Source organism: Stenotrophomonas sp. SKA14 (genome assembly GCF_000158575.1).
In the GTDB taxonomy this organism is placed as follows: Bacteria; Pseudomonadota; Gammaproteobacteria; order Xanthomonadales; family Xanthomonadaceae; genus Stenotrophomonas; species Stenotrophomonas forensis.
Genome location: NZ_DS999412.1, coordinates 1,342,231 through 1,368,849, shown reverse-complemented (window position 1 = coordinate 1,368,849; position 26,619 = coordinate 1,342,231). Strand labels below are relative to the sequence as shown.

Here is a 26,619-nt window from a genome sequence, read left to right as displayed (position 1 = left end):
GGAGATCAGGGGCGGGCCGTGGGCACGCGCAGTTCGACCTTCAGCTCGCCGGTATAGACGCCCTGGCGCTTGCTGCTGGAAGGGAACTGCGGCGTGAGCAGGGTCAGCGGCGTGGGCACGCAGTACACCGGCTGGTCGAGCTTGGGCAGCTTGACCAGGCGCAGTGCGGTACTGTCGACGCCGTGCAGTTGCTCTTCCACGCCATTGCGCATGCGCCGCTTGCTTCCGGCGTAGTCGAGCAGCACGTCGAAGTCCACGCGCTCGCTCTCGTCACCGGTGGTGTCCGGATGCCAGACCGAGAAGCCATTACCGCCGGGCGGACGTGGGCTGGCGTCGCGCACGGTGACGCCCAGGTACTCGCTGCTGGAGCCGACACCGTCGTACAGGCACATATCGACGTCCTTGCGCCCACCGATCATATTGGCGATCGGGTCGTAGCGCAGATCCAGATTGACGTGGGCGTTGCCATACTCAAAGGCCGGCAGGTAGATCGAGACCGCGTCGTAATCTGTGACCGTGAAATCGAAGTTGAAGACGTAGGTGGCGAGATGTTCTGCGGGCGGGCGACGCAGGCGGAGTTCGACAACTCCCTTCCAATGACCCGCGGTGAGACTCAGTAAGTCATCAGCCTTGATCCTCAGCCCCACGCCAGTTCCAGCCGCGACCACCCTGTTGCACCGCTGCGCTACCGATGAGTAGATACCGTAGCGCTTGCCGTGCCAGTAGCCGATTTCGCAGGTAACAGAAGCGTCAGCCCGGTAGATGGCTGCTGTGACATCCACATTGGTTGCCAAACCGCTTCTTTCTTCAATGAGCTTGGTAGCTACGGAGGTCTCTGCATTCAACTCAACCAGCATGTCCTCCACCGGGCACCGACCCGTCGATGTATCCGTCGCCGACGCACACACCATGTACAGTTCGCCATAGCGCTTGCTCAGATCCGTGTCGTAGGCCAGCAGCGTGCGTGGCGCCCACAACTCGATGTCGGCCGGAACCGAGGATCGATCCCAGCTCATCGTCACATCCTGTGTGAACACGCCACGCGGCGGATCGGTCTGCGGCGGCTGTTGCCCCCACACTCTCGGCACCACCACAGCCAACGCACTCACCACCATCCAAGCAAACACCACACGCCGCTTCATGGCGTTTCTCCTGTAGCAGCGGTCTGCGGCACAACCGCGATCAAGGCCTGTTCCTGCAGCAGCCGAGTCACCCGTGCCTGCTGGCGGATCTCCGCCGGCAGCTGCGCCACCGCAAGCGGCTCGCACTGCACTGCGCCCACCAGCAGCACCACGCTGCGGCGTTCGCGCACCTGCAGCGGGCACTGCAACAGGCGATCGTCCTGCAGCAGGTAGAGGGTCTTTTCCCTGCGCGGAAAGTCGGCCACGAAGCCGCCGTTGGCGCTGGTGCCGACGACCGGTGCGTTGAGGATGCGCGCGCCGCCCAGTGGCAGTCCGGCAACATCCCGCGCACTGCCGACGAAGGTGTAGGTCACCTCGATCGGCACCGGCATGCGAACAAGCCGACCCGGCGACAGGAACAACGGGCGCATGCCGGACACGCCGCTCACCCGCACCGAGGCGATGCCATCCACGGTGCTCGCGTCCTGCAGGTCGGCACGGTGCGACTGGTAGGCCTGCAGCGGCATCAGCCGGCGCTCGCCCAGGTTCAGGCGCTGGCGGCGCGAGCCCCCCACCTGCAGTTCGGCAGCCACGCCACGCAGGTCGAAATCGTCGGTGTCGTCCACCTGCACGGCCAGGCCGGCATCGGCGGTGGCCCCGCCGCCCCAGTAGAGACCGCGACGGCTCAGCGCAAAGCTGGAGGCATGATTGGCGCTGTAGGAGAACTCGCTGCGGCCCGGCTGCCGATAGCCGCCGACAGTGACGCCGGTCTGGCCCCAGGGGTTCTGCAGCTGGCCGCCCACGGTCGCGCTGTAGCGTTCGTTGTTGGTGGCGCGCAGTTCGGCATTGGCTTCGCGGTAGGTGGCATCCACCTCCTGCCGCAGGCTCTGCGCCACGCTGTAGGTCACGTCCGGGCGCTGGTGTTCGGGCTGGCGCGCATCCACGGCGTAGCGCCGCTGCGAGCTGCCGCGCTCGCCGTTCTGCAGGCGGCTCAGGGCGAAGCTGAGGAACACGCCCCTGTCGCGGCTGGAGGGCGTGTTGGTGTTGCCGTCGTTGTGCTGCTGCCATACGCCGGCGCGGCTGGACACACTGAACTCGCCCCAGCGGTCGGTACGGCTGTAGCTGGCCTGCCAGGTGCGGCTGCGCTGGGCTTCGCGGCGCGGGCGCAGCGGGTCCGGCGGCAGCCACGGCAGCAGGCCCTCCAGGGGATCCTCGTCAAAGCCAGGCAACGCCTGCGCCGGGCGCCAGGTCTGGCGGCGCGTATAGCCCACGTAGGCACTGCCGCCGGCCAACGGCAGCGACATCGAACCACTGAGCGAGTCGCTGCAGCCCAGGCGGTCCCGGCTGTCATCCTGGAAACGGCAGGCATTGCCGCGCATGCGTTGCTGGTACAGATTCCACGAGGCACGCCGGCGATACGACAGTTGATGCTGCTGGCCACTGCTGCCATCACTGCCACGCAGCACGCTGAAGGCGCCGCGCAGATCCTGGGTCGCGAACTGGCGGCGCACGTCCAGGCGCAGTTCGCCGTAGCTGAAACCGGCGATGTCGGCTACGCCTGCGGTCAGCGCCAGGTCGCGCGCCAGAGGAAAGCGGACACCTGCCTGCAGCGCGTGCTCGCCGTCACCGATGCGGCTGCGGCGCTCGTCGCGCTGCCCGCCCTGCACGAACCACTGCAGGCGCGTATCGGTCCAGTCACCGCCCTTGTCGAACGGTGCATCCTCGCTGCGTACCAGCACGCCGTCTTCGTAGATGCGCAGGGTGACGCTGTAGCTGCCCATCGGGAAACTGCGGGTATCCAGCTGATTGACGCCGGCCTGCAGATAGAAGGTCTGCAGCAGCCGCTCGCCCTCGAAGGCATCCACGCGCGCATCGCGTGCCAGCAGCACGGTGAGCGGCGAGGCCTGCATCGCACCGTCGGCGTCCACGTAAGCGTAGGTGGTGCCGGCACGCACACCACGGAAGCGATCCAGCGGCAGCATGCCGAATGCAAAGGTGCCGCCCTGGGTGCTGGACAGGTTGCGCCGGTCCATCAGGCCGATCTGCAGGTAGTGCTCCTGGCCGAGGTCGTGGCGGTAATACGCGCTGTCCAGCTGGAAGTCATCGCGGCTGCCGCTGCGGCGGTAGTGCTGGCGGTTGTAGTTCCACTCACCCGCCACATGGCCGCGCTTGAACAGGCCCAGCGTGCCCGCGCCCTGCGCACTCAGCGATTGATAGTCGCGGCCACCGCTGATGTTGAAGGTCTGCCGGTGCAGCCAGGCGTTCTCCGCGTTGGCGGTCACGTTGTGGAAACGATGCGCATCCGGTGTCTGCCCGGGAATCCACTGCTGGGCAATGAACAGGCGCAGCACACCTTCGCCTTCGTCATACAGCGCGTGCACAGCCGCAGGATCTTCCGGCGGCGCCATGTAGCCGCAGCCGGCCGCAGCGCCGCCAAAGCGGCACGCCAGATGGCTGTTGCGAGGCATTGGCTGCGACAGCGCCGGCAGCAGTGCGGCCTGCGCTTCCGTGGAAAGGCCCAGCGCCTGGGCCACGCGCTGCGGCTCCAGCAGCTGTACCTCGTCCAGCGTCACCCGCACCGGCGACAGCCCGGCCGATTGGCCGAACAGGCTGACGTCCAGCTGCTCGGTCTGGCCTTCCACCAGATCTTCAAAGCCAGCGGGGACGCTGCGGGCGTGGGCCAGCGTTGGCGCCAACGCCAGGGCGAGCGCCATCGCCAGCCGGGTCACGGCGGGTGCGGGAGAATTCATTCGGGGAAATCGCGTTGGAAGGCCGGCCCGTGCTGACGGGCCGGCGGGGTTGCTTACGGCTTCTGGCTCAGCACGATGGTCGCCATGCCTTGATACTGGGCCGAGGAAAGATCGCCCACAGTGGTCTGCTCGATAACCAGCGGCAGGACAATAGAACGCCCCTGGATTGCACCATCGAAGATCTGGCTGGCCAACAGGTCCTGTGCAGCCGTCGTCAACTTCATGTTATTGAGGCTGACCGTCATCGGAACCCGCTTTGCGCCGGGGCTACCGGTATTCGGAATCAGCTCGACGTCACTGCCCAGCTTGACTTCGATGTCCTTGCTTTCGTCGTTGGAGAAGATGCGAGTGTTCTCTCTCCATGGGCTAAGACCACGACCGCCGGGTTGATAGGTCAGGATGACACTATCGTCCAGGGCGCTGCCGTCTTCCTTCTGGAAGGCCAGCGTGGAATCCACGTTGGCGTAAAGCGTGATGCTGGTGTCGATGGCAAATGCGGACGTGGAAACGGTAGCCAGCGCTGCAGCGAGCGCGGCTTTCTTGATGATGGCGTTCATGGGGCGTGTCTCTCTCGGACAGGAAACGTGAAAGCTTCCCTCCCCTTTCAAGGGAGGGAAGCGCCGCCCGCGGAGGTGGATGCGGGCGACGGAGAGAATGTTAGGAATCCATTGCCCCACAAACCATTCAAGCATTCCTAAAACGCTGAACGTTGTTGAAAATTCTTGAATCCGCTCAAGGTTTTGGAATTACTCAATATCTCTCAACCTGTTTTGCAACATTTCTCATTGCCCTGCGAAAACACCATGAAACCTGTACTTCATAATGACTCAGGCCGCCTTGCGGCGGCCTGAGGATTCACGCGCTACGCAATCGTCAGAAGAAGATCGCGTACAGGATCAGCAGCGGGATCGGAACGCCCAGCAGCCATAGCAGCAACATCTTCATATCCGTTCTCCTGAAGCAATGGGAATTACAGGTCGCGGCGACGGCCGCCCCAAGTGGCGCTGAGGCTGGCGAAGAACGCGCCGATCAGCAGGGTGATGAACAGCCACAGTGCGGCGTACGCCGTCGCCTTGCGTGCATCGTCGGCGGCCTGCTTGGCCGTGGTCTTGGCCTTCTCCAGCGCCGCACGCATGCGTGTCTGCACGTCGGTCACGCGGGCCTGCGCTTCGGCTTCGCTCATGCCGGTTTCGCGGGCAATCAGCTGCGACAGGTACTGGGTATCGGCCGGGTCAAGGCCATCGCCCTGCAGGCTGTTGACGATGATGCGGTTCACTTCCGCGCGCACCTCGCGACGATCGCCATCAGGGCCAACCGCCATCGGGCGCGGCGGCGGCGTCATGCCGGCCGGACGCGGACTGGCGTTCGGTGCGGCCGGCGGCGGCGGTGCGGCCGGATCGTTCATCGCACCCGGTGCCGGCGGCGTGCCCGGTGCCGGCGGCGCGCCCGCCTCCGGTGCGCCCGGTGCCGGATGAGCCGCGCTGCGGAACAGCGAATCGACCCAATAGTTGAGGTCACCTTCCTGCGCATTGCTTGCAGCGGCGGTGCCGGCTGCTGCCGTGACAACGCCTGCCGTCGAGGCGGCTGCACCTGCCGTGGCACCGGCGACCTTGGCGCCCGCACCCAGCACGCCACCGATGGCCGAGGTCAGCAGGCCGGCGGTAAGCAGCGTGGCCACCGCCCACGACACGAAACCATGCGCGGTGTCGCGGAAGTAGGTTTCATCACCGTGGATCAGCGTCCACTTGGTGCGCAGGCGACCGGCCAGGTAGCCGCCCAGGCCCGACGCGGCCAGCGCAGTGAAGGTGAGCCAGGCGATGCTGGACCAGCCGAAGGTTTCCTTGCTGACACCTTCGAACGACCACGGCGACACCGACGACAGGCCGAGGCCGACGCCAAGGATCAGCAGGATGAGGGACAGTGCGGCGGCGGCGACGGCACCGGCAAAGATCGCGCCCCAGGACACCGCGCTTTCGCTGGCGGGCGGAACGATGGGGGCGGTGACGACGGTGGCGACGTCGGGGCCGAGCGGTCCGCGCTCGGGTGGATCAAATCGGGTACTCATCGGGATGGACGCTCCATTTCATGGGCTGCGAATGCAGCTGGCGTCCTGAGGCTGCGCGAGCCGTTGTGAAGCGGATGAGACCCTTGAATCACGCGGTCTTGGCGCGGTGGTGGTTCAACGCCCGTCGAGCCCGGTAGATCCACGCGACGCGTGGAGGGTTTGCGCAGGATGCGTGCCAACCAAGGTTGGCACCTACCAAAGCTCGGGCGTCGGTAGATCCACGCCGGGCGTGGATGGTTTGGGCCGAAAGCGTGCCAACCAAGGTTGGCACCCACCCAAGCGACGCAAAAAAAACGCCCCGCGGATGCGGGGCGTCTTCAGCACAACCTACGCGGAGCGATCAGCCCTGGTAGTCGCGCACGTCGCTGCCGGTGTAGACCTGGCGCGGACGGCCGATCTTCATTTCCGGATCGACCTGCTGTTCCAGCCAATGCGACACCCAGCCGGAGGTACGGCCCAGGGCGAACATGACGGTGAACATTTCGGTCGGGATCTGCAGCGCCTTGTAGATGATGCCGCTGTAGAAATCGACGTTCGGGTACAGCTTGCGGGCAACGAAGTACTCGTCCTGCAGCGCGGCCTGTTCCAGCTTCACGGCCACGTCCAGCAGCGGATCCTGCACGCCCAGCTGCTTGAGCACCTTGCCGGTCATCTCACCGATGACCTTGGCGCGCGGGTCGAAGTTCTTGTAGACGCGGTGGCCGAAGCCCATCAGGCGGAAGCCGGAGGTCTTGTCCTTGGCCTTGAGCACGGCGGACTCGACGTTGTCGGCAGTGCCGATCTCTTCCAGCATCTTCAGCACGGCTTCGTTGGCACCGCCGTGGGCCGGACCCCACAGCGCGGTGACGCCCGCAGCGACCGACGCATACGGGTTGGCACCGGTCGAACCGACCAGGCGCACGGTCGAGGTCGACGCGTTCTGCTCGTGGTCGGCGTGCAGGATGAACAGCAGGTCCAGCGCCTTGACCACGTCCTGGTTCAGCTCGTACTGGCCGTCGGCCGACTCGAAGGTCTGCTTCAGGAAGCGGCTGACGTAATCCAGCGAGGTGTCCGGCTTGTTGGCCGGCAGGCCCTTGCCATGGCGGTAGATCAGCGCCGACAGGGTCGGCACCTTGGCGATCAGGCGCACGGCAGCCTGGCGGCGCTGTTCGGCGTCGGACAGATCCAGCGAGGCGTGGTAGATGCCCGACAGCTGCGCGATGGCGGCGGTCAGGATGGCCATCGGGTGGGCATCCTTGGCGAAGCTGCCGATCAGGGTGTTGATCGACTCATCGACATTGGCTTCGGCCGCCAGCTCGTCGGTGAAGGCCTTCAGCTGCTCGGCGCTCGGGCGCTCGCCGTTGATCAGCAGGTAGGCCACTTCGACGTAGCTCGACTTTTCCGACAGCTGTTCGATCGGGTAGCCGCGATACAGCAGCACGCCCTTGTCGCCGTCGATGTACGTGATGGCGGACTTGCAGCTGGCCGTCGCGGTGAAGCCGGAATCGTAGGTGAAATACCCCGTTTCCTTGGTCAGCTTCGCGATGTCGACGCAGTCGTTGCCAAGGGTGGGTTTGATGACGGGCAGAACGACGGACTTATCGCCGGCGTTGAGCGTGACCTGATCAAGATCGGACACTGTGTGCGCTCCTTCATGGGAAGGCGCCTGCCCAAGCGCATTGGTCAGGCACGTGAATGACGTCCTCGGCCTGTGCCGGGGATCACGCCATTATCGCACAGCAGCATTTGCCCGGCGCTAGACAGAAGTCGTAGACGACAGGCGGCCAGAACCCGGCCATTGAGCGGCCCGGATCGGCAAAAGCGTTGTCACACGAACGCAGTGTTCCGTCCATCCAAACGCCCGTTGGGCAGGCGTTGGGGAAAAACAAACGGCCGCGCAGAGCGCGGCCGTCGGTTCGAAGCTGGATCGACAGATCAGCGCGCGTAGCGCTTCTGGAACTTGTCGATACGGCCCGAGGTGTCGATGACCTTGTGCTTGCCCGTGTAGAACGGGTGCGAAGCCGAGGAAATTTCAACCTTGACCAGCGGGTATTCGTTGCCGTCTTCCCACTGGATGGTTTCCTTCGTCGCCATGGTCGAGCGGGTCAGGATCTTGAAATCGGAGGTGACGTCATGGAAGACGACGTCGCGGTAGTTCGGATGGATATCGGCCTTCATGGGCTCACACCGTAAATGGGCTGGTGGTCAAGAGCGGCATTATAAGCACCGGTTGCCGCCCGGGGCAACCGGTGCCGGGACATCGACGTCAGTCCGCGCCCAGGGCCTGGCGTACCAGGGCCTCGAAACGCTGCTGGTCGTAGGCCATCAGCAGATCACAGTTGTCCGGCTGGCCAGTCTGGCGGTTCCAGTCGACGATGGTGGCACCGCGGCTGAACGTGCCGTTCAGTTCCACATTCAGCGGCCGTGACTCGACCTGCAGCTGCCCATCCGGGTTCAACGCCCAGGCCATGGCCACCGCGTCGGCGGTGTACCAGCGGCCACCCTTGCTGTCCTCGGACAGGCCGCGGGTCTTGCGCGAGATCAGCTCGTAGAAGCGGGCACGATCGGAATCGGCCTGCAGCCACTTCTCGGCGTCCTGCAGCGGCAGGCCATGGGCAACGGTGGCTTCCCAGTCCGATACCAGCAGGTGCTTGAACGAGGTGAACACCACATGCGCCGCTTCCGGATCGAAGGCGATGTTGAATTCGGCGGCCGGGGTGATGTTGCCGTGGCAGGTGACCGCGCCGCCCATCACCACGATGCGCTTGATGCGCTGGGGCAGCGTCGGGTCCAGCTTCAGCGCCAGCGCCAGGTTGGTCAGCGGGCCGAGCATCACCAGCATCAGTTCGCCCGCGTGTTCGTGCGACAGGCGCAGGATGGCCAGCGCGGCATGTTCGGCTTCGGCCTGGCGGCTCGGCGGCGGCAGGTCCACATCGCCGTAACCGTCACGGCCATGCACGTGGGCAGCGTCGACGGAGGGATGCAGCAGCGGATCCGGGCTGCCGGCAAACACCGGCACGTCGGCGCGGCCAACGATGTCGCAGAGCTTGAGGGCGTTGCGGACGGTGTACTGCAGGCCGACATTGCCGGCGGCGATGGTCAGGGCGACCACGTCATGCCGTTCATCGGCAAAGGCCATCAGCAGGGCCAGGGCGTCGTCCACACCGGGGTCGGTGTCGATCAACAGGGGGATCTTGTGGGTCATCGTTGCCGTCTTCAGATCGGCAACGAAGTGTGGACCGGGATGATGACCGTTGCAAGTACGGGGGTTGGGGTTCGGCAGGGCTGCGCCCTGCACCCGCAGAGGCAGGAGCAACAGCAACGGCAACAGCAACGGCAAAAGCTGGTTTCCTGGGGATGGCGGGGCGGGTCCGGTGGCAGGGGCCGCCGTGAACCCGTCCATGGGGGCTTGGTCGCGGCATCCATGCCGCTCACACCCCTGCCACCGGACCCACCCCGCCTTCGACAGATTTCCGCGGCTGCCCGAACGGCGCTCTGCGCTGCCTTTGGTGGGTGTCGACCTTGGTCGACACATCCACAGATTCATCGAAAAGGCGCTCTGTAGGGTCGAGCCATGCTCGACTCACGCGCGCAGCGTGGATGTGTGGGCCAAGGTCCACACCCACCCAAGCGGCATTACGCCGAGGCGTAGCGCACGGCGGTGCCGATCCAGCGCTGCACCACGCGGTCTGCCAGTGCGGGTTGCTGGGCCAGCAGGCGTTCGGCGAGGTCGTGCACGCCGGGCAGCAGGCCAGCGTCGCGGGCCAGGTCGGCAATGCGGAATCCGGCCAGTCCGGTCTGGCGGGTGCCGAGCAGTTCGCCGGGGCCGCGCAGTTCCAGATCCTTCTCGGCGATGACGAAACCATCGTTGGTTTCGCGCATGGTCTGCAGGCGCTCGCGCGCCATCTGCGAGAGCGGCGCCTGGTACAGCAGCACGCAGCGCGACACGGCCGATCCACGGCCGACACGGCCACGCAGCTGGTGCAGCTGGGCCAGGCCCAGCCGCTCGGCGTTCTCGATCACCATCAGCGAGGCATTGGGTACGTCCACGCCCACTTCGATGACGGTGGTGGCGACCAGTAGATCGATCTCGCCGGTCTTGAACGCCACCATCGTCGCCAGCTTCTCGGCGGCCTTCAGGCGGCCATGCACCAGCCCGACGCGCACGCCCGGCAGCAGCGCCTGCAGTGATTCGTAGGTGGCCTGCGCGGGCGTTGCATCCAGCTCTTCGCTCTCCTCGATGAGCGTGCACACCCAGTACACCTGCCGCCCTTCCCGGCAGGCCAGCGCGATGCGCTCGATCAGTTCGGGGCGGCGGTCGTTGTTGAGCGCCACGGTCTGCACCGGCGTGCGGCCGGGCGGCAGCTCGTCGATGGCGGACACGTCCAGATCCGCGTACTCGGACATCGCCAGCGTGCGCGGGATCGGCGTTGCGGTCATCACCAGCTGGTGCGGCACGCTGTTGCCGCCCGCGCCCTTGTCGCGCAGGGCCAGGCGCTGGTGCACGCCGAAGCGGTGCTGCTCATCGACGATGGCCAGGGCCAGGTCCTGGAACACCACCGCGTCCTGCATCAGCGCGTGGGTACCGACCACCACCTGCGCCTCGCCGTTGGCGACCTGTTCCATCACCTTGGCGCGCGCCTTGCCGGTGACCTTGCCGGCCAGCCAGGCGATGCGCACGCCAAGCGGTTCCAGCCAGCCGCGCAGGTTGTTGAGATGCTGTTCGGCCAGCAGTTCGGTGGGCGCCGCCAATGCGACCTGCTTGCCCTGCTCCACCGCCAGCATCGCCGCCAGCGCAGCGACCACGGTCTTGCCGGAGCCGACGTCGCCCTGCACCAGCCGCAGCATCGGGCTGGGCCGCGACAGGTCTTCGCGGATCTGCTTGAACACGCGTGCCTGCGCACCGGTCAGCGCGAACGGCAGCTGCTTCAGCAGTGCCTTGGCCAGCGTGCCCGGGCCGGCCAGCGGCGGCGCGTGATGCGCCTGCAATGCGATGCGCTGGCGACGCAGGCTGAGGTGGTGCGCCAGCAGCTCTTCCATCGCCAGGCGACGTTGCGCCGGATGGGTGCCTGCGGCCAGTGCGGCCAGGTCCGCATCCGGCGGCGGCCGGTGCACGGTCAGCAGCGCGCTGCGCAGCGAGGGCAGCTTGAGGCCGTCCAGCCAGCCACTGGGCAGCAGTTCCAGCGTGCTTTCTTCGGGCAGGCGGTCCAGGGCCTGGCCGATCAGCTTGCGCATCGTCATTGGGCCAACGCCCTCGACGGTGGGATACACCGGGTCGAGGCGGTCGCCGAGTTCGGGATCGTCATTGCGGCCCAGCACCTGGTAGCTGGGATGGACGATTTCCAGGCCGAGGTGGCCGGGTTTGGGCGTGCCGAAGCAGCGCAGCCGGTTGCCCACCGCGAACTGGCCGACCTGCTGCTGGCGGAAATGGAAGAAGCGCAGCACCAGGGTGCCCTGCCCTTCGTCCTCCACCGCAACCTTCAGCATCGGCCGGTAGCGCATGCCGCGCTCGACCGCGACCACCCGCCCTTCCACCTGCGCCGGCACGCCGTTGCGCAGGTCTTCGATGCGCGTCAGCCGGGTGCGGTCTTCATAGCGCAGCGGCAGGTGAAGCCAGAGATCCTGCAGGGTGGCCAGGCCACGCGCCTGCAGTTTGGCGGCCACGGCCGGGCCCACGCCAGCGAGCATCGCCAGGGATGCTTCGCCGGACGGTGACAGGACCGGGGTGACCGCCGCCTTGCGTGCCACGTGGCGGTCAGTCGATGACCATCACCGCGTCGACCTCGAAGTTGGCGCCCTTCGGCAGGCCGGAGACTTCGATGGTGGAACGGGCCGGGTACGGCGCCTGGAAGTAGTCCTGCATGACCGCGTTGACCTTGGCGAATTCGCCCAGGTCGGTCAGGTACAGGCCCAGCCGCACGACCTTGTCCAGCGAGCCACCAGCGGCTTCGGCCACGGCCTTGAGGTTGTCGAAGGCACGGCGGGCCTGGGCTTCGACATCACCGGCGCCGACGATGTCGCCGGTAGCCGGATCGAGCGGGATCTGCCCGGAGAAGTACACGGTGTTGCCGGCGCGCACGGCCTGCGAGTACGGGCCGATGGCGGCGGGAGCCTTTTCGGTGTTGATGATCTGGCGGGACATGGGTCGCTCCGGAGCTTGGGGGAAACAGAGCGGTGATTGTACCGGGTGGGGGCGGCTTTGACCCTGCACAGATGAGGGTAGTGCCGGCCGCTGGCCGGCAACTCCATGAACGCTTGCCGGCATCGCGAGGTTGCCGGCCAGCGGCCGGCACTACCGGGAGCATCCACACATGGCGTGGATCTACTGCGATGCAACCGGTAGCGACGGGCCATCATCCACGCATGGCGTGGATCTACTGGCGGCGTACCGACTGCACGACCGACAGGCGGCGCAGGCGGCGCATCACTTCGGCCAGGTGGTTGCGGTCGCGCACCTGGATGTTGAACGCCAGCACGGCGGCGTTGAAGTCGCGGTCCAGGTAGTCCACGCGCTCGATGTTGGAGTGGCTCTGCGCGATGGCGGCCGCCAGCTGCGCCAGCACACCGGTGCCGTTCTCCACTTCCACCACCAGCGAGGTGTCGTAGTCGCCGGAGACGGTGGTGTCCCAGCCGATCGGCACCCAGCGCTCGGGCGACTTGCGCAGTTCGGCCAGGTTCGGGCAGTCCATGCGGTGCACCACGATGCCCTTGCCGGCGGTGTGGTAGCCCATGATCTCGTCGCCGGGAATCGGCTGGCAGCAGCCGGCGAAGGTGACCACGCCGCGCTCGCTGCCGTTGATCAGGATCTTTTCCTGCGAGTGGTGGCGCGAATGCGGGCCACCGCGCAGTTCGGCGTAGGCCATCAGCGCCTGCGCAGCCTGGGTCGGCATCCAGTTGCCCAGTGCGACTTCGGCCAGCAGGGCCTCCAGGCGCGGGAAGCGGTGCTCGGCCAGGAACGCGTCCAGGCGCCCCTTCGGCAGCCGCTCCAGCGAGGAATCCATGGCTTCCAGCGCACGGTCGAGCATGCGATGGCCCAGCTGCACGGCATCTTCGTGTTCCAGCTGCTTGAGCTGGTGGCGGATGGCGGTGCGTGCCTTGCTGGTGACCACGAACTCCAGCCACTGCGGTTTCGGCGTGGCCGAGCGCGCGGTGATGATTTCCACCGACTGGCCGGACACCAGCTTGGTGCGCAGCGGCACCAGCTTCTTGTCCACCCGCGAGGCCACCGCCATGTTGCCGACATCGGTATGCACGGCATAGGCGAAATCGAGCGCGGTGGAGTTGCGCGGCAGGGCCAGGATCTTGCCCTTCGGGGTGAACAGGTAGACCTCGTCCGGGAACAGGTCAACCTTGACGTTGTCGAGGAACTCCAGCGAGGAACCGGCGGCGCGCTGCGAATCGATCAGCTCGACGATCCAGGCGTGGGCACGGCTCTGTGCGCTGTTGGGCGAATCACCACCGAACTTGTAGGTCCAGTGCGCGGCCACGCCGCGTTCGGCGATCAGGTCCATCTCTTCGGTGCGGATCTGCACTTCGATCGGCGAACCATACGGCCCGAACAGCACGGTGTGCAGCGACTGGTAACCGTTGGCCTTGGGAATGGCGATGAAATCGCGGAAGCGCCCATCCAGCGGCTTGAAGGTGGCATGCACCGAACCCAGCGCGTGGTAACAGCTGGGCACGCTGCGCACGACCAGGCGGAAGCCGAACACGTCCATCACCTGGTCGAAGGATTTGTTCTCGTCGCGCATCTTGTTGTAGATGCTCCACGGGGTCTTGATGCGGCTGATCAGCCGATGCTCGATCCCTTCCTTGGCCAGGCGCTGCGACAACTGCACCTCCACCTGCGCCATCGCTTCGCGGCGCACCACCGGCTGGCTGCGGATGTGCTTTTCGATGATTGCGTGGCGCCACGGATACAGCGCCTTGAACCCGAGGTTCTGCAGTTCGCTCTTGACCAGGCTCATGCCCAACCGCTGGGCAATGGGTGCGTAGATCTCCAGCGTCTCGCGGGCAATGCGGCCACGCGCCTCGCGGCTCTGCGCACCCAGTGTGCGCATGTTGTGCAGGCGGTCGGCCAGCTTGATCATGATCACGCGCAGGTCGCGCGACATCGCCAGCAGCATCTTGCGGAAGCTCTCGGCGGCCGCTTCCTGGCGGTCGCGGAACTTCAGCTTGTCCAGCTTGGTCACGCCATCGACCAGCTCGGCCACGGCTTCACCGAACTCCGACGCCAGTTCCTCGCGGGTCAGCGGGGTGTCTTCGATGGTGTCGTGCAGGATCGCGGCGATCAGTGCTTCCACGTCCAGGCCCAGCTCGGCCAGCACCTGGGCCACGGCCACCGGATGGGTGATATAGGGCTCGCCCGACTTGCGCGTCTGCCCAGCGTGCGCGGCGGATCCGACTTCCCAGGCACGGCGCAGCAGCGGCAGCTGCTCCGGAGGCAGGTAATGGGCGGCGCGTTCAAGCTGGAGGACGTAGTCGGGTACGGCGGCAGTGGCGGCTGCGGCGACCTTGGCAGTGGGGCCTGGGTTCATGCCCGAAGCCTATTCCAGCGCGACGTTTACGGCAAATCCTGAATGCGAAACAGCCCGCGCGGGGCGGGCTGTTCGGCTATCCAGCAATGACTCTGATCGATGCGATCAATCGTCGTTCTTGGACATGTCTTCGTCGGCAACCACTTCCGCGGCGGCCCACTCCAGCGCTTCGCGCTCGGCGCGCTCACGCTCGGCCTTCTCGACTTCGTCGATCAGCGCGTTGTCGATCTTGCGGGCGGCGATCTCGCGCAGCGCCAGCACGGTCGGCTTGTCCTCGGTCTCGCTGTTGTCCAGCGTGGCCTGCACGCCGTTGGCGAGCTGGCGGGCACGCTTGGAAGCCATCATGACCAGTTCGAAACGGTTGTTAACGACTTCCAGGCAATCTTCTACGGTGATGCGGGCCATACGGGCTCCCGGCGACCGGTCGGCCGCTCAGTCGAATGAGGGAAAGGGGACGGAGTGTACTGGCAGGGGCTGGACAAAATCAAGCCAACCCCCACCCGATTCTTTTGGAATCAGTCAGTTGCGCCCGGATCGGGGGTCAACAGGGCCTGGATCAGGCCGGCGTGGCGGACCTTCTGGGCCTCCCGGCGCAGGCGGCTGGCGGTGAAGATGGCGCACAGCTCGTCGACGGCGGTGTCGAACACCTCGTTGACGATCACGTAGTCGAACTCGTTGAAGTGCAGCATCTCGTCACGCGCCGCACCAAGCCGCTGGGCGATGACCGCCTCGCTGTCCTGGCCACGCTTGCGCATGCGGTCCTGCAACGCCTGCTTGGACGGCGGCAGGATGAACACGGTGACCGTGCCCGGCACCAGCTGGCGCACCTGCTGCGCGCCCTGCCAGTCGATCTCCAGCAGCACGTCCTGGCCGGCGGCCAGCTGCGGTTCCACCGACTGCCGGGCGGTGCCCTTCCAGTCACCATGCACCCAGGCATGCTCGAAGAAATCGCCGGCGGCGATCATCTGCTCGAACTTTTCGGCACTGACGAAGTGGTAGTGCTGGCCGTTCACTTCACCCGGGCGCATCGCACGCGAAGTGAAGGAAATCGACAGGGCGATCTGCGGATCACGCGCCAGCGTGGCGTTGACGATGCTGCTCTTGCCGGCGCCGGAGGGGGCGGCAACGATGTACAGCGTGCCGCGCGCGACGGCGTCCGACGAAGGTGACGGGGCGCTCATGCACGGAACCCAACTGGTTGATTTCGCAAAATTTTTCCTCGATGTTCCAGATCCGGCGCGGAGGATCGCGCCAGGACGGCGGAGGCTGCACGGAACATCCTGGAACCAGGCCCGGCAGACGGCTCCCCGGGGTGCGGGCACGCAACTTTACCAGAGCCGCCCCTTTTCGCGCCCCTTGGCCAGGCGGCCGGACCTTGTGCCACATGGGCATCCGGGGGCCTGTGCTATAACCGGGCCGTACCTACCGACAGCCGGGTGGACTGCGTGCCGCCCCGCCATCCAAGGAGAACGGCATGCCCTCGATGAGTCGCCGCCAGTTCCTGAAGGTCACCGGGACAACCCTGGTGGGCTCCAGCCTGGCATTGATGGGCTTCGCGCCCGGCATCGCGCTCGCGGAGGTCCGGCAGTACAAGCTGACCCGCGCGACCGAGACCCGCAACACCTGTACCTACTGTTCGGTGGCCTGCGGCATCCTGATGTACAGCCTCGGCGATGGTGCCAAGAACGCCGAGCCGAGCATCTTCCATATCGAAGGCGACCCGGACCATCCGGTCAACCGCGGCACGCTGTGCCCGAAGGGTGCCGGTCTGGCCGACATCATCCACAGCAAGTCGCGCCTGCTCTACCCCGAGTATCGTGCACCGGGCTCGAACGAGTGGAAGCGGCTGAGCTGGGACGATGCGCTGGACCGCATCGCGCGGCTGATGAAGGAAGACCGCGATGCCAACTTCATAGAGAAGAACGAGGCCGGGCAGACGGTCAACCGCTGGCTGACCACCGGCATGCTGGCGGCCTCGGCCACCAGCAATGAAACCGCGGTGCTGACCCACAAGGTCGTCCGCTCCCTCGGCATGCTGGCGTTCGACAACCAGGCACGTGTCTGACACGGCCCGACGGTGGCAGGTCTTGCCCCGACGCTAGGCCGTGGTGCGATGACGAATCATTGGGTCGACATCAAGAATGCCGACCTGATCCTGATCATGGGTGGCAATGCCGCCGAGGCGCACCCGTGCGGCTTCAAATGGGTGACCGAAGCCAAGGCACACAACAAGGCCCGCCTGATCGTGGTCGATCCGCGCTTCAACCGCTCGGCCGCGGTGGCCGACGTGTATGCGCCGATCCGTACCGGCACCGACATCGTGTTCCTGGGCGGCCTGATCAACTACCTGTTGACCGAGGACCGCATCCAGCACGAGTACGTGCTGAACTACACCGACATGTCGTTCCTGGTGAAGGACGAATTCGCCTTCAAGGATGGCCTGTATTCGGGCTACAACGAAGAGAAGCGCAGCTATGACCGTTCCAGCTGGGACTACGTGTATGGTGATGATGGCTTCGTACGCAGCGACCCGACGCTGAAGGACCCGCGCTGCGTCTACACCCTGCTCAAGCAGCACTACGCGCGCTACACCGTGGAGATGGTCGAACGCATCTGCGGTACGCCGGCCGACAGCATCCGCCAGGTCTGGGACATGATCGCGTCCACCGCCGGCAAGGACAAGGCGATGACCATCCTGTACGCGCTGGGCTGGACGCAGCACTCGGTGGGCGCGCAGAACGTGCGTGCCGGCACCATGGTGCAGCTGCTGCTGGGCAACATCGGCGTGGCCGGCGGCGGCATGAACGCGCTGCGTGGGCATTCCAACATCCAGGGCCTGACCGACATCGGCCTGATGTCCGACCTGCTGCCCGGCTACCTGACGTTGCCGAAACAGGACGAACAGGACTACGACGCCTACATCGCCAAGCGCACGCAGAAGCCGCTGCGCGCCAACCAGATGTCGTTCTGGCAGAACTATCCGAAGTTCCATGTCAGCCTGATGAAATCGTGGTGGGGCGACGCCGCCACCGCCGACAACAACTGGTGCTTCGACTACCTGCCCAAGCTCGACAAGCCGTACGACATGCTGCAGGCGTACGAGCTGATGAACGAAGGCAAGATCCACGGTTACATCTGCCAGGGCTTCAATCCACTGGCCTCGGCGCCGAACAAGGGCAAGCTGATCAGCGCGTTCTCCAAGCTGAAGTTCATGGTCAGCATGGACCCGCTGGAAACCGAGACGATTGCCTTCTGGCAGAACCACGGCGCGCTGAACGATGTCGATCCCCGCGCCATCCAGACCGAAGTGTTCCGCCTGCCGACCACCTCCTTCGCCGAGGAAAACGGCGCGGTGGTGAACTCCTCGCGCTGGCTGCAGTGGCACTGGAAAGGCGCCAATCCACCGGGCGAGGCGCGCAGCGACATCGAGATCATGTCCGAGCTGTTCCATCGCATCAAGGCGATGTACGAGAAGGATGGCGGCGCATGGTGGGAACCGGTGCGCGATCTGGCCTGGAAGTATTCCAACCCGGAGGTGCCGACGCCGGAAGAACTGGCGATGGAATACAACGGCAAGGCGCTGGCGGACGTGTTCGATCCGAAGGACCCGACCAAGCTGGTGCGCAAGGCCGGCGAGCAGCTGGCCGCGTTCGGCGACCTGCGCGACGATGGCACCACCTCGTCGGGCTGCTGGATCTACATCGGCGCCTGGGGCCCGACCGGCAACATGATGGCGCGGCGTGACAACAGCGACCCCACTGGCATCGGCAATACGCTGGGCTGGGCCTGGGCGTGGCCGGCCAACCGCCGCGTGATGTACAACCGCGCCTCGTGCGACGTGGCTGGCCAACCGTTCGATCCGCGCCGCACGCTGCTGGCATGGAACGGCAAGAACTGGGGCAGCGTGGACGTGCCGGATTTCAAGGCCGACGAAGATCCGGCCGGCGGCATGGGGCCGTTCATCATGAACCCCGAAGGCATCGCCCGCTTCTTCGCCAAGGCCGGCATGGCCGAGGGCCCGTTCCCGGAACACTACGAGCCGTTCGATACTCCATTGCGCAGCAACCCGCTCAGCCCCGGCCAGGCGCTGACGCTGAACAACCCGGCGGCGCGCGTGTTCGCCAGCGATCGCGCGCAGATCGGTTCACCGGATGAGTTCCCGCATGTGGCCACCACCTACCGCCTGACCGAGCATTTCCACTTCTGGACCAAGCACGGCAAGCTCAACGCCATCATCCAGCCCGAGCAGTTCGTCGAGATCGGCGCGGCATTGGCCGACGAGTTGGGCATCAACAACGGCAGCCGCGTGCGGGTCAGTTCCAAGCGTGGCCACATCGAAGCGGTGGCGATGGTGACCAAGCGCATCAAGGCCCTGCAGATCGATGGCCGCACCGTGCACCAGGTGGGCGTGCCGATCCACTGGGGCTTCCTCGGTGCGGCCAAGCCCGGCTACATCGCCAATACGCTGACCAACGCCATCGGTGACGGCAACTCGCAGACGCCCGAATCGAAGTGCATCCTGGTCAAGGTCGAGAAGGTGTAGGAGACACGTCATGTCACTGCAATCGCTGGACATCATCCGCCGCTCGGCCACCACCACGCCCTCGCCGGAGGCGCGTGGTGCGCACACCGGCCAGGTCGCCAAGCTGATCGATGTGAGCAAATGCATCGGCTGCAAGGCCTGCCAGGTTGCCTGCATGGAGTGGAACGACCTGCGCGACGAGGTCGGCAGCTGCGTCGGCAGCTATGACAACCCGCCCGACCTGAGCGAACAGTCGTGGACGGTGATGAAGTTCCGCGAGTACGAGGACGAGCAGGGCAAGCTGGAATGGCTGATCCGCAAGGAAGGCTGCATGCACTGCAGCGATCCGGGTTGCCTGAAGGCCTGCCCGTCGCCGGGCGCGATCATCCAGTACGCCAACGGCATCGTCGATTTCCAGGAAGAGAACTGCATTGGCTGCGGCTACTGTGTCACCGGCTGCCCGTTCGACGTCCCGCGCATTTCCAAGAAGGACCACAAGGCCTACAAGTGCACGCTGTGCTCGGACCGCGTGGCGGTGGGCCAGGAGCCGGCCTGTGTGAAGACCTGCCCGACCGGCGCGATCACCTTCGGCAGCAAGCAGGCGATGACCGAGCATGCTGCCGGCCGCGTGGAGGACCTGAAATCACGCGGCTACGAGAACGCCGGCCTGTATGACCCGCAGGGCGTCGGCGGCACCCACGTGATGTACGTGCTGCAGCACGTCGACAAGCCCGAGCTGTACGCCGACCTGCCCAGGGACCCGCGCATCAGCCCGATGGTGGAAGTGTGGAAGGGCGTGGCCAAGCCGCTGGGCGTGCTGGCCATTGCCGCTACCGCCTTTGTCGGCTTCCTGCATTACATCGGCATCGGCCGCAACACGGTGGACGAGGAAGAGGAAGAACACGCCGAGCGTGAGGCAGAGAAGATCGAGGAGGACCGGTCATGAGCCGCGCCCCACGCCCCCGCGAGATCATCCGCTACCGCACGCCGACCCGCATCAATCACTGGATCGTGGCGATCTGCTTCGTGCTGACCGCGCTGTCCGGGCTGGCGCTGTTCCACCCTGCCCTGTTTCCGTTGACCCAGCTGTTCGGTGGCGGGCCGTGGACGCGCATCCTGCACCCGTTCATCGGCCTGGCCATGGTGATCGGCTTTGCCCTGCTGGCACTGCGGATGTGGCGTGACAACTTCCTCAGCGCCGATGACCGCGCGTGGATGCGCGGCATGCGCGATGTGCTGCGCAACGAGGATGAGAAGCTGCCGCCGGTGGGCCGCTTCAATGCCGGCCAGAAGTTGTTGTTCTGGGCCATCATCGGTTGCCTGTCGGCGCTGCTGCTGACCGGCTTCGTGATCTGGCGGCAGTACTTCAGCCACTTCTTCCCGATCGGGGTGATCCGTTTCTCAGTGCTGGCCCATGCGCTGTTCGGCTGGGTGCTGGTCTGCGCGATCGTGGTGCATATCTATGCGGCGATCTGGATCAAGGGTTCGGTGCGGGCGATGACCCAGGGCAAGGTGACCTATGGGTGGGCGTACAAGCACCATCGGCAGTGGTTCCGGGACATCCTGCGCGGGCGGCGGGAAGAGGGTTAGTGGCAGGGCCTGCGGCCCTGCACCCGCTGCAAGCCAAAGCCACAGCAAGAGCAGCTATCCGGGGGATGGCGGGGCACTGTGGGTTTGCGGGGACGCCGTAAACCCCGCTCCGCGGTCCGGCCCAGCCGCTGGCGGCTGTGCGTTCGGGCGCTTGCGAAGCAGTGCTTCGCAAGCAAAGCGCCCTCACCCCTGGGGGCTTGGCCGCGGCATCCATGCCGCGGACACCCCGCAAACCCACAGTGCCCCGCCTTCGACAGTTTCCCGCTGCTGTTGGTTTCCCGCTGCTGTTGGTGGGTGTCGACCTTGGTCGACACAATGAACGGCAATGATCGAAGTCGGCTTTTGTAGGGTCGAGCCATGCTCGACTGCATTGCTCGACTGCAGTGACTTTGACGCGCTGGACGCCAGCGCCGACAACGGCGAGGATGGAGGCTGGTTCTTCTGGCTGGCCCGGCATGGCGCAACGCATCCTTGAACCCGGTGAAATCGAGACGCTGGCCTCGCGCGATGTTCCGCGCATCATCCTGCCCGATACCGCTTCGCTGTTCGCTGGACGTGCGGCGCGATTGCGCAGCCTGGCTGCGCACAGCGCCATCGGCGGCTATCTGCAGCTGCTGGCGGCCCTGGCCGATGCGCAGCAGTCGCTGTTGGACGAGTTGACGCCGCAGCAATGCGAGACCCTGCAGGCGCAGGCGCGTTCCCAGCAATCGAGTGCGGCGGCCGGCGCCGGGATGCCGTTGCGGCCGGCCAACACGCTGCAGCTGGATGGGCACTGGCGCGACTGGCTACGCACATTGTGCCGGCACTGCGCCGATGAGGCCGGGCTGCCGGCGGAAACCCGACAGGAACTCCAGCGCGTTGCCGCTGCCGATGACGCATGGCTCGATGCACAGGCGCATGCCGTGCTGGAGCGCGATGATGCGCCATCGCTGGATGCGGTGGCCGCGCTGCTGGTGATGAACGCGCTGCAGGTGTACTGGGCAGTGCTGGCCGACAGCTTCCGCCCGACCGACCTGAAACCGCTGGCCGATGCGCCGGGGCTGTGCCCGTTGTGCGGCACCCTGCCGGTGGCCAGCGTGGTGCAGGCACGGCCGCCCTACGCGTCCTACCGTTATCTTTCGTGCTCGCTGTGTGCCTGCCAGTGGCACTACGTGCGCGTGCAGTGCAGCCAGTGCGGCGCCGCCGGCAAGGACATCGCCTACCGCGCTCTGGCCGATGTGGACGGCGACAGCGGCGAAGCCGTACGTGAAAGCGCCGTACGTGCCGAGACCTGCGATCACTGCCACAGCTACCGCAAGATCCTGTATCTGGAGAAGGACCCGGCGCTGGAACCGGTCGCCGATGATCTCGGCACGCTGTCGCTGGACCTGCTGCTGGGCGAGGAAGGCTACGCACGTGCCAGCCAGAATCCGCTGCTGTGGCAATCCGACGGCGATTGAGGCGATGACAGTCACGCCCCCCGCCCCGGCATCGGCCACCGCCCTGCCTTCGCTGGACCGGCTGCTGCGCCTGCCTGCGTTGGCGGCACTGATCGAAGGCCACGGTCGCAGCCGCATCACCCAGCTGCTGCGTGCGCATCTGCAGATCCTGCGTGACCGCATCAGTGCCGGCCAGCTTTCGACCACGCAGCTGCAGGGGGCGATCGACGCTCCGGCGCTGATCGCAGCGATCGAGGCCTCACTGGCCATCGATGCGCGGCTGGACCTGCAGCCGATGTTCAACCTCACCGGCACCGTATTACACACCAACCTCGGCCGTGCCCTGTTGCCCGAAGCCGCCGTGCACGCGGTCACCCGCGCGATGACCGCGCCGATCGATCTGGAATTCGACGTCAGCCTCGGCCGCCGTGGCGACCGCGATGCACGGGTGCAGGCGCTGGTCTGCGAGCTGACCGGCGCCGAAGCCGCCACCGTGGTGAACAACAATGCGGCGGCGGTCCTGCTGCTGCTCAACAGCCTGGCCAACCGCCGCGAGGTGGTGGTCTCACGCGGCGAGCTGGTGGAGATCGGCGGTGCCTTCCGCATTCCTGATGTGATGCGTAGCGCCGGGGCGCGGCTGCTGGAAGTGGGCACCACCAACCGCACCCATCCGGCCGACTTCGCCAACGCCATCGGCGCCCGCACCGCGCTGCTGATGGAGGTGCATGCCAGCAACTACGCGATCACCGGCTTCACCGCCAAGGTCGATACCGCGGCGATGGCCGCCATCGCGCACCAGCATGGGCTGCCGCTGGCAGTGGACCTGGGCAGTGGCAGCCTGTGTGATCTGGCCACCTTCGGCCTGCCACATGAGCCAACCGTGCAGGACGCACTGGCTGCCGGTGCCGATCTGGTTTCATTCAGCGGCGACAAGCTGCTGGGTGGGCCGCAGGCCGGCATCATTGCCGGCCGGGCCGACCTGATCGCGCGGATCAACCGCAACCCGCTGAAGCGGGCACTGCGCATGGACAAGATGGGCCTGGCCGCGCTGGAAGCGGTACTGTCCCTGTACCGCGAGCCGGAGTACCTGACGCAACGGTTGCCCACCCTGCGGACGCTGACGCGCACGCAGCAGGACATCGATGCACAGGCACAGCGCCTGCTGCCGCCGATGCGGTCCGCGATGACGGCCGACTACAGCGTTGAACCGGCATCGATGCACAGCCAGATCGGCAGCGGCGCGCAACCGCAGGCGCAGCTGGCCAGCGCCGGGCTACGGGTCACATCGGCCCGTCGTGGTGGTCTGGATCGCCTGGCCACGCGCCTGCGCCAGCTGCCCCGGCCGGTGTTGGGCCGCGTCGCCGATGATGCGCTGTGGCTGGACCTGCGCTGCCTGGAACCCGCCGACGAAGCGGACTTCCTCGCCCAATGGAGCACGCTGCAGGCATGATCGTCGGCACCGCCGGGCATATCGACCATGGCAAGACGCGCCTGGTACGCGCACTGACCGGCATCGAGACCGATCGCCTGCAGGAAGAACGCACGCGCGGCATCTCCATCGAGCTGGGCTACGCGTACGTCCCCCTTGAAGGCACCGACGCGCAGGGCCCGGCCGCAATGCTGGGCTTCGTGGATGTGCCGGGCCACGAGCGCTTCGTGCACACGATGGTGGCCGGCGCCACCGGCATCGACGTCGCCCTGCTGGTGGTCGCTGCCGACGATGGGGTGATGCCGCAGACCCGCGAGCATCTGGCGATCCTGCAGCTGCTGGGCGTGGATCGCGGCGTGGTGGCACTGACCAAGATCGACCGGGTGGATGCCGCGCGTATCGCCCGGGTCGAGATCGAGATCGCCGCGCTGCTGGCCGGCACGCCGCTGCAGGATTCCCCTGTGTTTGCCTGCAACAGCACCGCGCCCGAGGATGCAGGCATCGACGCGTTGCGCGCCCGCCTGCACGCATGGGCCGCGGGCGATGCCAGCGCGCGCCAGGACGCGCTGCGCCGTGAACTGTTCCGCATGCCGGTGGACCGCGTGTTCTCGCTGGCGGGGCACGGCACGCTGGTGACCGGCGCGGTGCACGGCGGTATCGCCACGGCAGGCGAGCACCTGCAGCTGATGCCGGCTTCCACCGACGTGCGCGTGCGCAGCATCCATGCGCAGAACCAGGCCAGCGACCACGCGATGGCCGGTCAGCGCTGCGCACTGAACCTGGCGGCCATCGCCCGCGACGACATCAACCGTGGCGACTGGATTGCCGATCCGCGTGCAATGCGGGCCACCACCCGCGTCGACGTGCGCCTGCGGCTTTCCGCGCTGGCGCCGCCGCTGCGCGACCGGGCGCCTTTGCACATCCACTGGGGCACGATGCACCGGCAGGCCCATGCGGTGCTGCTGGAAGATCATGACCACGGCAACGGACAGCTCGTGCAGCTGGTGTTCGATGTACCGGTCTGCGCGATGTGCGGCGACCGTTTCATCGCCCGCGACTCGGCGGCCACCCATACGTTGGGAGGCGGCATCGTGCTCGACCCGGAGCCTCCGCAACGGCGACGGCGCAGCCCGGCCCGGCTTGCGTGGCTGGCGGCGCTGGAACAACTGGCGGCCGGCGCCGGGCCGGGTCCGCTGCTGCACCAGGCGCCTGCCGGCATTCCCGCTACCGCCCTGCAACGCTACTGCCGACGTGCCGCCGACCGCATCGACCTGCCCGCGGACACGCGACGCATCGCCATCCGCGATGACACGGTAATCATCCTCGCCTCACACTGGCAGGCGCTTGGCGAGCAGGTGATCACCTCGCTGCGGGGTTGGCACGAGCGACGACCGGACGAACCCGGTGTCGACAGCGGACGCCTGCAGCGCAGTACCCTTCCTGCGCTGGCGGCCGGCCTGTGGAACGCGCTGCTGCAGGATCTGCTCGACCACGGCAGCGTGCAGCGCGTGGGGGCATGGTGGCGCCTGCCCGGCCACGACCACGCGCCACCGGAACGCGAACGCCAGCTGCTCGAACGCGTGCTGCCACAGCTGCACGCCGGCGGATTCGATCCGCCATGGGTGCGTACCCTGGCCGACGGGCTTGGCCTCGCCGAAGACGACGTCCGCGCGATCCTGCGCCGTGCCGCAGCGCGCGGCGAACTGTTCCAGGTGGTACCGGACCTGTTCTATGCACCGGCCCGCATCGCCGAACTCGCTGCGATCATCGCGCAGCTGTCACAGGCCACGGGCAGCGTGGATGCGGCCGCCTTCCGCGATGCCATCGGCCTGGGCCGCAAGCGCAGCATCCAGATTTTGGAGTTCTTCAATCGCGTTGGCTACACTCGACGCGTCGGTGACCAGCATCGGCCGCGTGGCGATCTGCAATGGAACGCCCCCCACGGTTGAGCACACCGGCATCGCCGTACTTTCGGAAGGCATGCGCATCCGGGCATGCGGCTGGGCTTCAAACCCAGTAGGGGGCGTCGATCGTTCCCTGGTAGGTTCGACTCCTGCTGCCTTCCGCCATTGGTGTTTCCGCAGGAGATGTCGGCATGGCCACGCACGCGCAGTCCCCCGCCCCTTTACCCGCCGATGCCCCGCAACGCCTGACCTCGCTGGCCCATGGTGGTGGTTGCGGCTGCAAGATCGCGCCGGGGGTGCTTTCCGAGCTGCTGCGTGGGATTCCGGCGCTTCCCGCACCGGCCGAACTGCTGGTCGGGCGTGAGACCAGCGACGACGCGGCGGTGTATCGCCTCGATGATCGCCAGGCGATCGTCGCCACCACCGATTTCTTCATGCCGATCGTCGACGACCCGTTCGACTTCGGCCGCATCGCCGCGACCAACGCGCTGTCTGACCTGTATGCGATGGGCGCGCGGCCACTGTTCGCGCTGGCCATCGTCGGCATGCCGATCAATACGCTGCCGCAGGACAACATCCGCGGCATCCTGCAGGGTGGCGAACGCGCCTGTGCCGATGCGGGCATCGTGGTCGCCGGTGGCCACAGCATCGATTCGGTGGAGCCCATCTACGGCCTGGCCGCGATCGGCGTGCTCGACCCGCAGCGGCTCAAGCGCAACGCCGATGCCCGCGCCGGCGACGTGCTGGTGCTGGGCAAGCCGCTCGGCGTGGGCGTGTATTCGTCGGCACTGAAGAAGGAACTGCTGGATGCCGACGGCTACCGGCAGATGGTCGAATCAACCACCCGCCTGAACACCGTTGGCGTGCCGCTGGCCGCATTGGACGGCGTGCACGCGATGACCGACGTCACCGGCTTCGGCCTGCTCGGCCATCTGCTGGAAGTGTGCCGCGCCAGCGGCGTCGCTGCCGAGGTGGACAGTGCACAGGTGCCGCTGCTGGCACAGGCCCTGGCGTTGCTGCAGCGTGGCTGCGTGACCGGCGCCTCCAGCCGCAACTGGGCCTCGTATGGCGCCGAGGTGCAGTTCGCCGAGGGCCTGGCGGCGCATTGGCAGCCATTGCTGACCGATCCGCAGACCAGCGGCGGCCTGCTGGTGTCGTGTGCACCGGAAGCGGCGGATGCGGTGCTGGCCTGTTTCCACGATGCGGGGTTCGCCCAGGCGGCCGTGGTGGGCCGCCTGAACGCGGGAGCGTCGGGCGTCAGCGTGGTCTGAGCGGCGGACCGAAGAAGGGCGCGCGAAGGCGCC

At 66.6% G+C, this 26,619-nt stretch carries 20 protein-coding genes and 1 tRNA gene; 9 read left to right on the top strand and 12 right to left on the bottom strand.

Annotated elements, in window-relative coordinates:
• Nucleotides 1–5: 5 nt before the first annotated feature.
• The 12 genes from SSKA14_RS06310 to gmk form a co-directional block, all read right to left on the bottom strand.
• Nucleotides 6–1,142 (bottom strand): CfaE/CblD family pilus tip adhesin, encoded by a 1,137-nt coding sequence (locus SSKA14_RS06310; protein ID WP_040007179.1) that lies wholly within the window; start codon nucleotides 1,140–1,142, stop codon nucleotides 6–8.
• Nucleotides 1,139–3,871, bottom strand: a complete 2,733-nt coding sequence (locus tag SSKA14_RS06305; protein ID WP_040007177.1) for a TcfC E-set like domain-containing protein — start codon at nucleotides 3,869–3,871, stop codon at nucleotides 1,139–1,141. The genes SSKA14_RS06310 and SSKA14_RS06305 overlap by 4 nt, the downstream gene beginning before the upstream one ends.
• A 53-nt stretch (nucleotides 3,872–3,924) precedes the next feature.
• Nucleotides 3,925–4,428, bottom strand: coding sequence for a CS1 type fimbrial major subunit (locus SSKA14_RS06300; protein WP_008265457.1), 504 nt, complete (start codon nucleotides 4,426–4,428; stop codon nucleotides 3,925–3,927).
• A 413-nt stretch (nucleotides 4,429–4,841) separates the two neighbouring features.
• Entirely contained in the window at nucleotides 4,842–5,936 is a 1,095-nt protein-coding gene (locus SSKA14_RS06295) for a hypothetical protein (RefSeq protein ID WP_008264894.1), read from the bottom strand.
• A gap of 340 nt (nucleotides 5,937–6,276) precedes the next feature.
• Nucleotides 6,277–7,554, bottom strand: a complete 1,278-nt coding sequence (locus SSKA14_RS06290) for a citrate synthase (RefSeq protein ID WP_006466260.1) — start codon at nucleotides 7,552–7,554, stop codon at nucleotides 6,277–6,279.
• Nucleotides 7,555–7,850: 296 nt separating this feature from the next.
• Complete coding sequence (locus tag SSKA14_RS06285; RefSeq protein WP_005410871.1) at nucleotides 7,851–8,093, bottom strand: type B 50S ribosomal protein L31; 243 nt, start codon at nucleotides 8,091–8,093, stop codon at nucleotides 7,851–7,853.
• 88 nt (nucleotides 8,094–8,181) lie between these two features.
• On the bottom strand, nucleotides 8,182–9,120 hold the full coding sequence (locus tag SSKA14_RS06280) for a nucleoside hydrolase (protein ID WP_040009406.1): 939 nt from the start codon (nucleotides 9,118–9,120) through the stop codon (nucleotides 8,182–8,184).
• A 431-nt stretch (nucleotides 9,121–9,551) separates the two neighbouring features.
• Nucleotides 9,552–11,663 (bottom strand): ATP-dependent DNA helicase RecG, encoded by a 2,112-nt coding sequence (recG, locus tag SSKA14_RS06275; RefSeq protein WP_008268112.1) that lies wholly within the window; start codon nucleotides 11,661–11,663, stop codon nucleotides 9,552–9,554.
• 7 nt (nucleotides 11,664–11,670) lie between these two features.
• On the bottom strand, nucleotides 11,671–12,057 hold the full coding sequence (locus SSKA14_RS06270) for a RidA family protein (protein WP_005410875.1): 387 nt from the start codon (nucleotides 12,055–12,057) through the stop codon (nucleotides 11,671–11,673).
• A 232-nt stretch (nucleotides 12,058–12,289) separates the two neighbouring features.
• Nucleotides 12,290–14,452, bottom strand: a complete 2,163-nt coding sequence (locus tag SSKA14_RS06265) for a bifunctional (p)ppGpp synthetase/guanosine-3',5'-bis(diphosphate) 3'-pyrophosphohydrolase (protein WP_006466563.1) — start codon at nucleotides 14,450–14,452, stop codon at nucleotides 12,290–12,292.
• A 105-nt stretch (nucleotides 14,453–14,557) separates the two neighbouring features.
• Nucleotides 14,558–14,857 carry a DNA-directed RNA polymerase subunit omega gene (gene rpoZ, locus SSKA14_RS06260; protein WP_005410877.1) on the bottom strand — a complete coding sequence of 100 codons (300 nt, stop codon included), beginning with the start codon at nucleotides 14,855–14,857 and terminating at the stop codon, nucleotides 14,558–14,560.
• 110 nt (nucleotides 14,858–14,967) lie between these two features.
• Complete coding sequence (gene gmk, locus SSKA14_RS06255; protein ID WP_006466566.1) at nucleotides 14,968–15,633, bottom strand: guanylate kinase; 666 nt, start codon at nucleotides 15,631–15,633, stop codon at nucleotides 14,968–14,970.
• Between the two features lie 293 nt (nucleotides 15,634–15,926).
• Here gmk and fdnG point away from each other — a divergent pair, with 293 nt between their 5' ends.
• The 9 genes from fdnG (at nucleotide 15,927) to selD (ending at nucleotide 26,586) form a co-directional block, all read left to right on the top strand.
• Entirely contained in the window at nucleotides 15,927–18,995 is a 3,069-nt protein-coding gene (gene fdnG, locus SSKA14_RS06245; protein ID WP_157635916.1) for a formate dehydrogenase-N subunit alpha, read from the top strand.
• Nucleotides 18,996–19,005: 10 nt separating this feature from the next.
• Nucleotides 19,006–19,920 (top strand): formate dehydrogenase subunit beta, encoded by a 915-nt coding sequence (fdxH, locus tag SSKA14_RS06240; protein WP_008265598.1) that lies wholly within the window; start codon nucleotides 19,006–19,008, stop codon nucleotides 19,918–19,920.
• Nucleotides 19,917–20,564 (top strand): formate dehydrogenase subunit gamma, encoded by a 648-nt coding sequence (locus tag SSKA14_RS06235; RefSeq protein ID WP_008264964.1) that lies wholly within the window; start codon nucleotides 19,917–19,919, stop codon nucleotides 20,562–20,564. The genes fdxH and SSKA14_RS06235 overlap by 4 nt, the downstream gene beginning before the upstream one ends.
• Before the next feature lie 325 nt (nucleotides 20,565–20,889).
• Entirely contained in the window at nucleotides 20,890–21,039 is a 150-nt protein-coding gene (locus SSKA14_RS23755; protein WP_008265633.1) for a hypothetical protein, read from the top strand.
• Nucleotides 21,020–22,003, top strand: coding sequence for a formate dehydrogenase accessory protein FdhE (gene fdhE / locus SSKA14_RS06230; RefSeq protein ID WP_008268058.1), 984 nt, complete (start codon nucleotides 21,020–21,022; stop codon nucleotides 22,001–22,003). The genes SSKA14_RS23755 and fdhE overlap by 20 nt, the downstream gene beginning before the upstream one ends.
• Before the next feature lie 4 nt (nucleotides 22,004–22,007).
• Complete coding sequence (selA, locus tag SSKA14_RS06225) at nucleotides 22,008–23,432, top strand: L-seryl-tRNA(Sec) selenium transferase (protein WP_008265789.1); 1,425 nt, start codon at nucleotides 22,008–22,010, stop codon at nucleotides 23,430–23,432.
• A complete protein-coding gene (gene selB / locus SSKA14_RS06220) occupies nucleotides 23,429–25,360 on the top strand; it encodes a selenocysteine-specific translation elongation factor (protein ID WP_008267379.1) in 1,932 nt (643 codons plus the stop codon). The genes selA and selB overlap by 4 nt, the downstream gene beginning before the upstream one ends.
• Before the next feature lie 24 nt (nucleotides 25,361–25,384).
• Nucleotides 25,385–25,480: transfer RNA gene (locus SSKA14_RS06215), tRNA-Sec, on the top strand.
• 26 nt (nucleotides 25,481–25,506) lie between these two features.
• Nucleotides 25,507–26,586 (top strand): selenide, water dikinase SelD, encoded by a 1,080-nt coding sequence (gene selD, locus SSKA14_RS06210; RefSeq protein WP_040007167.1) that lies wholly within the window; start codon nucleotides 25,507–25,509, stop codon nucleotides 26,584–26,586.
• The last annotated feature ends 33 nt before the right edge of the window (nucleotides 26,587–26,619 follow it).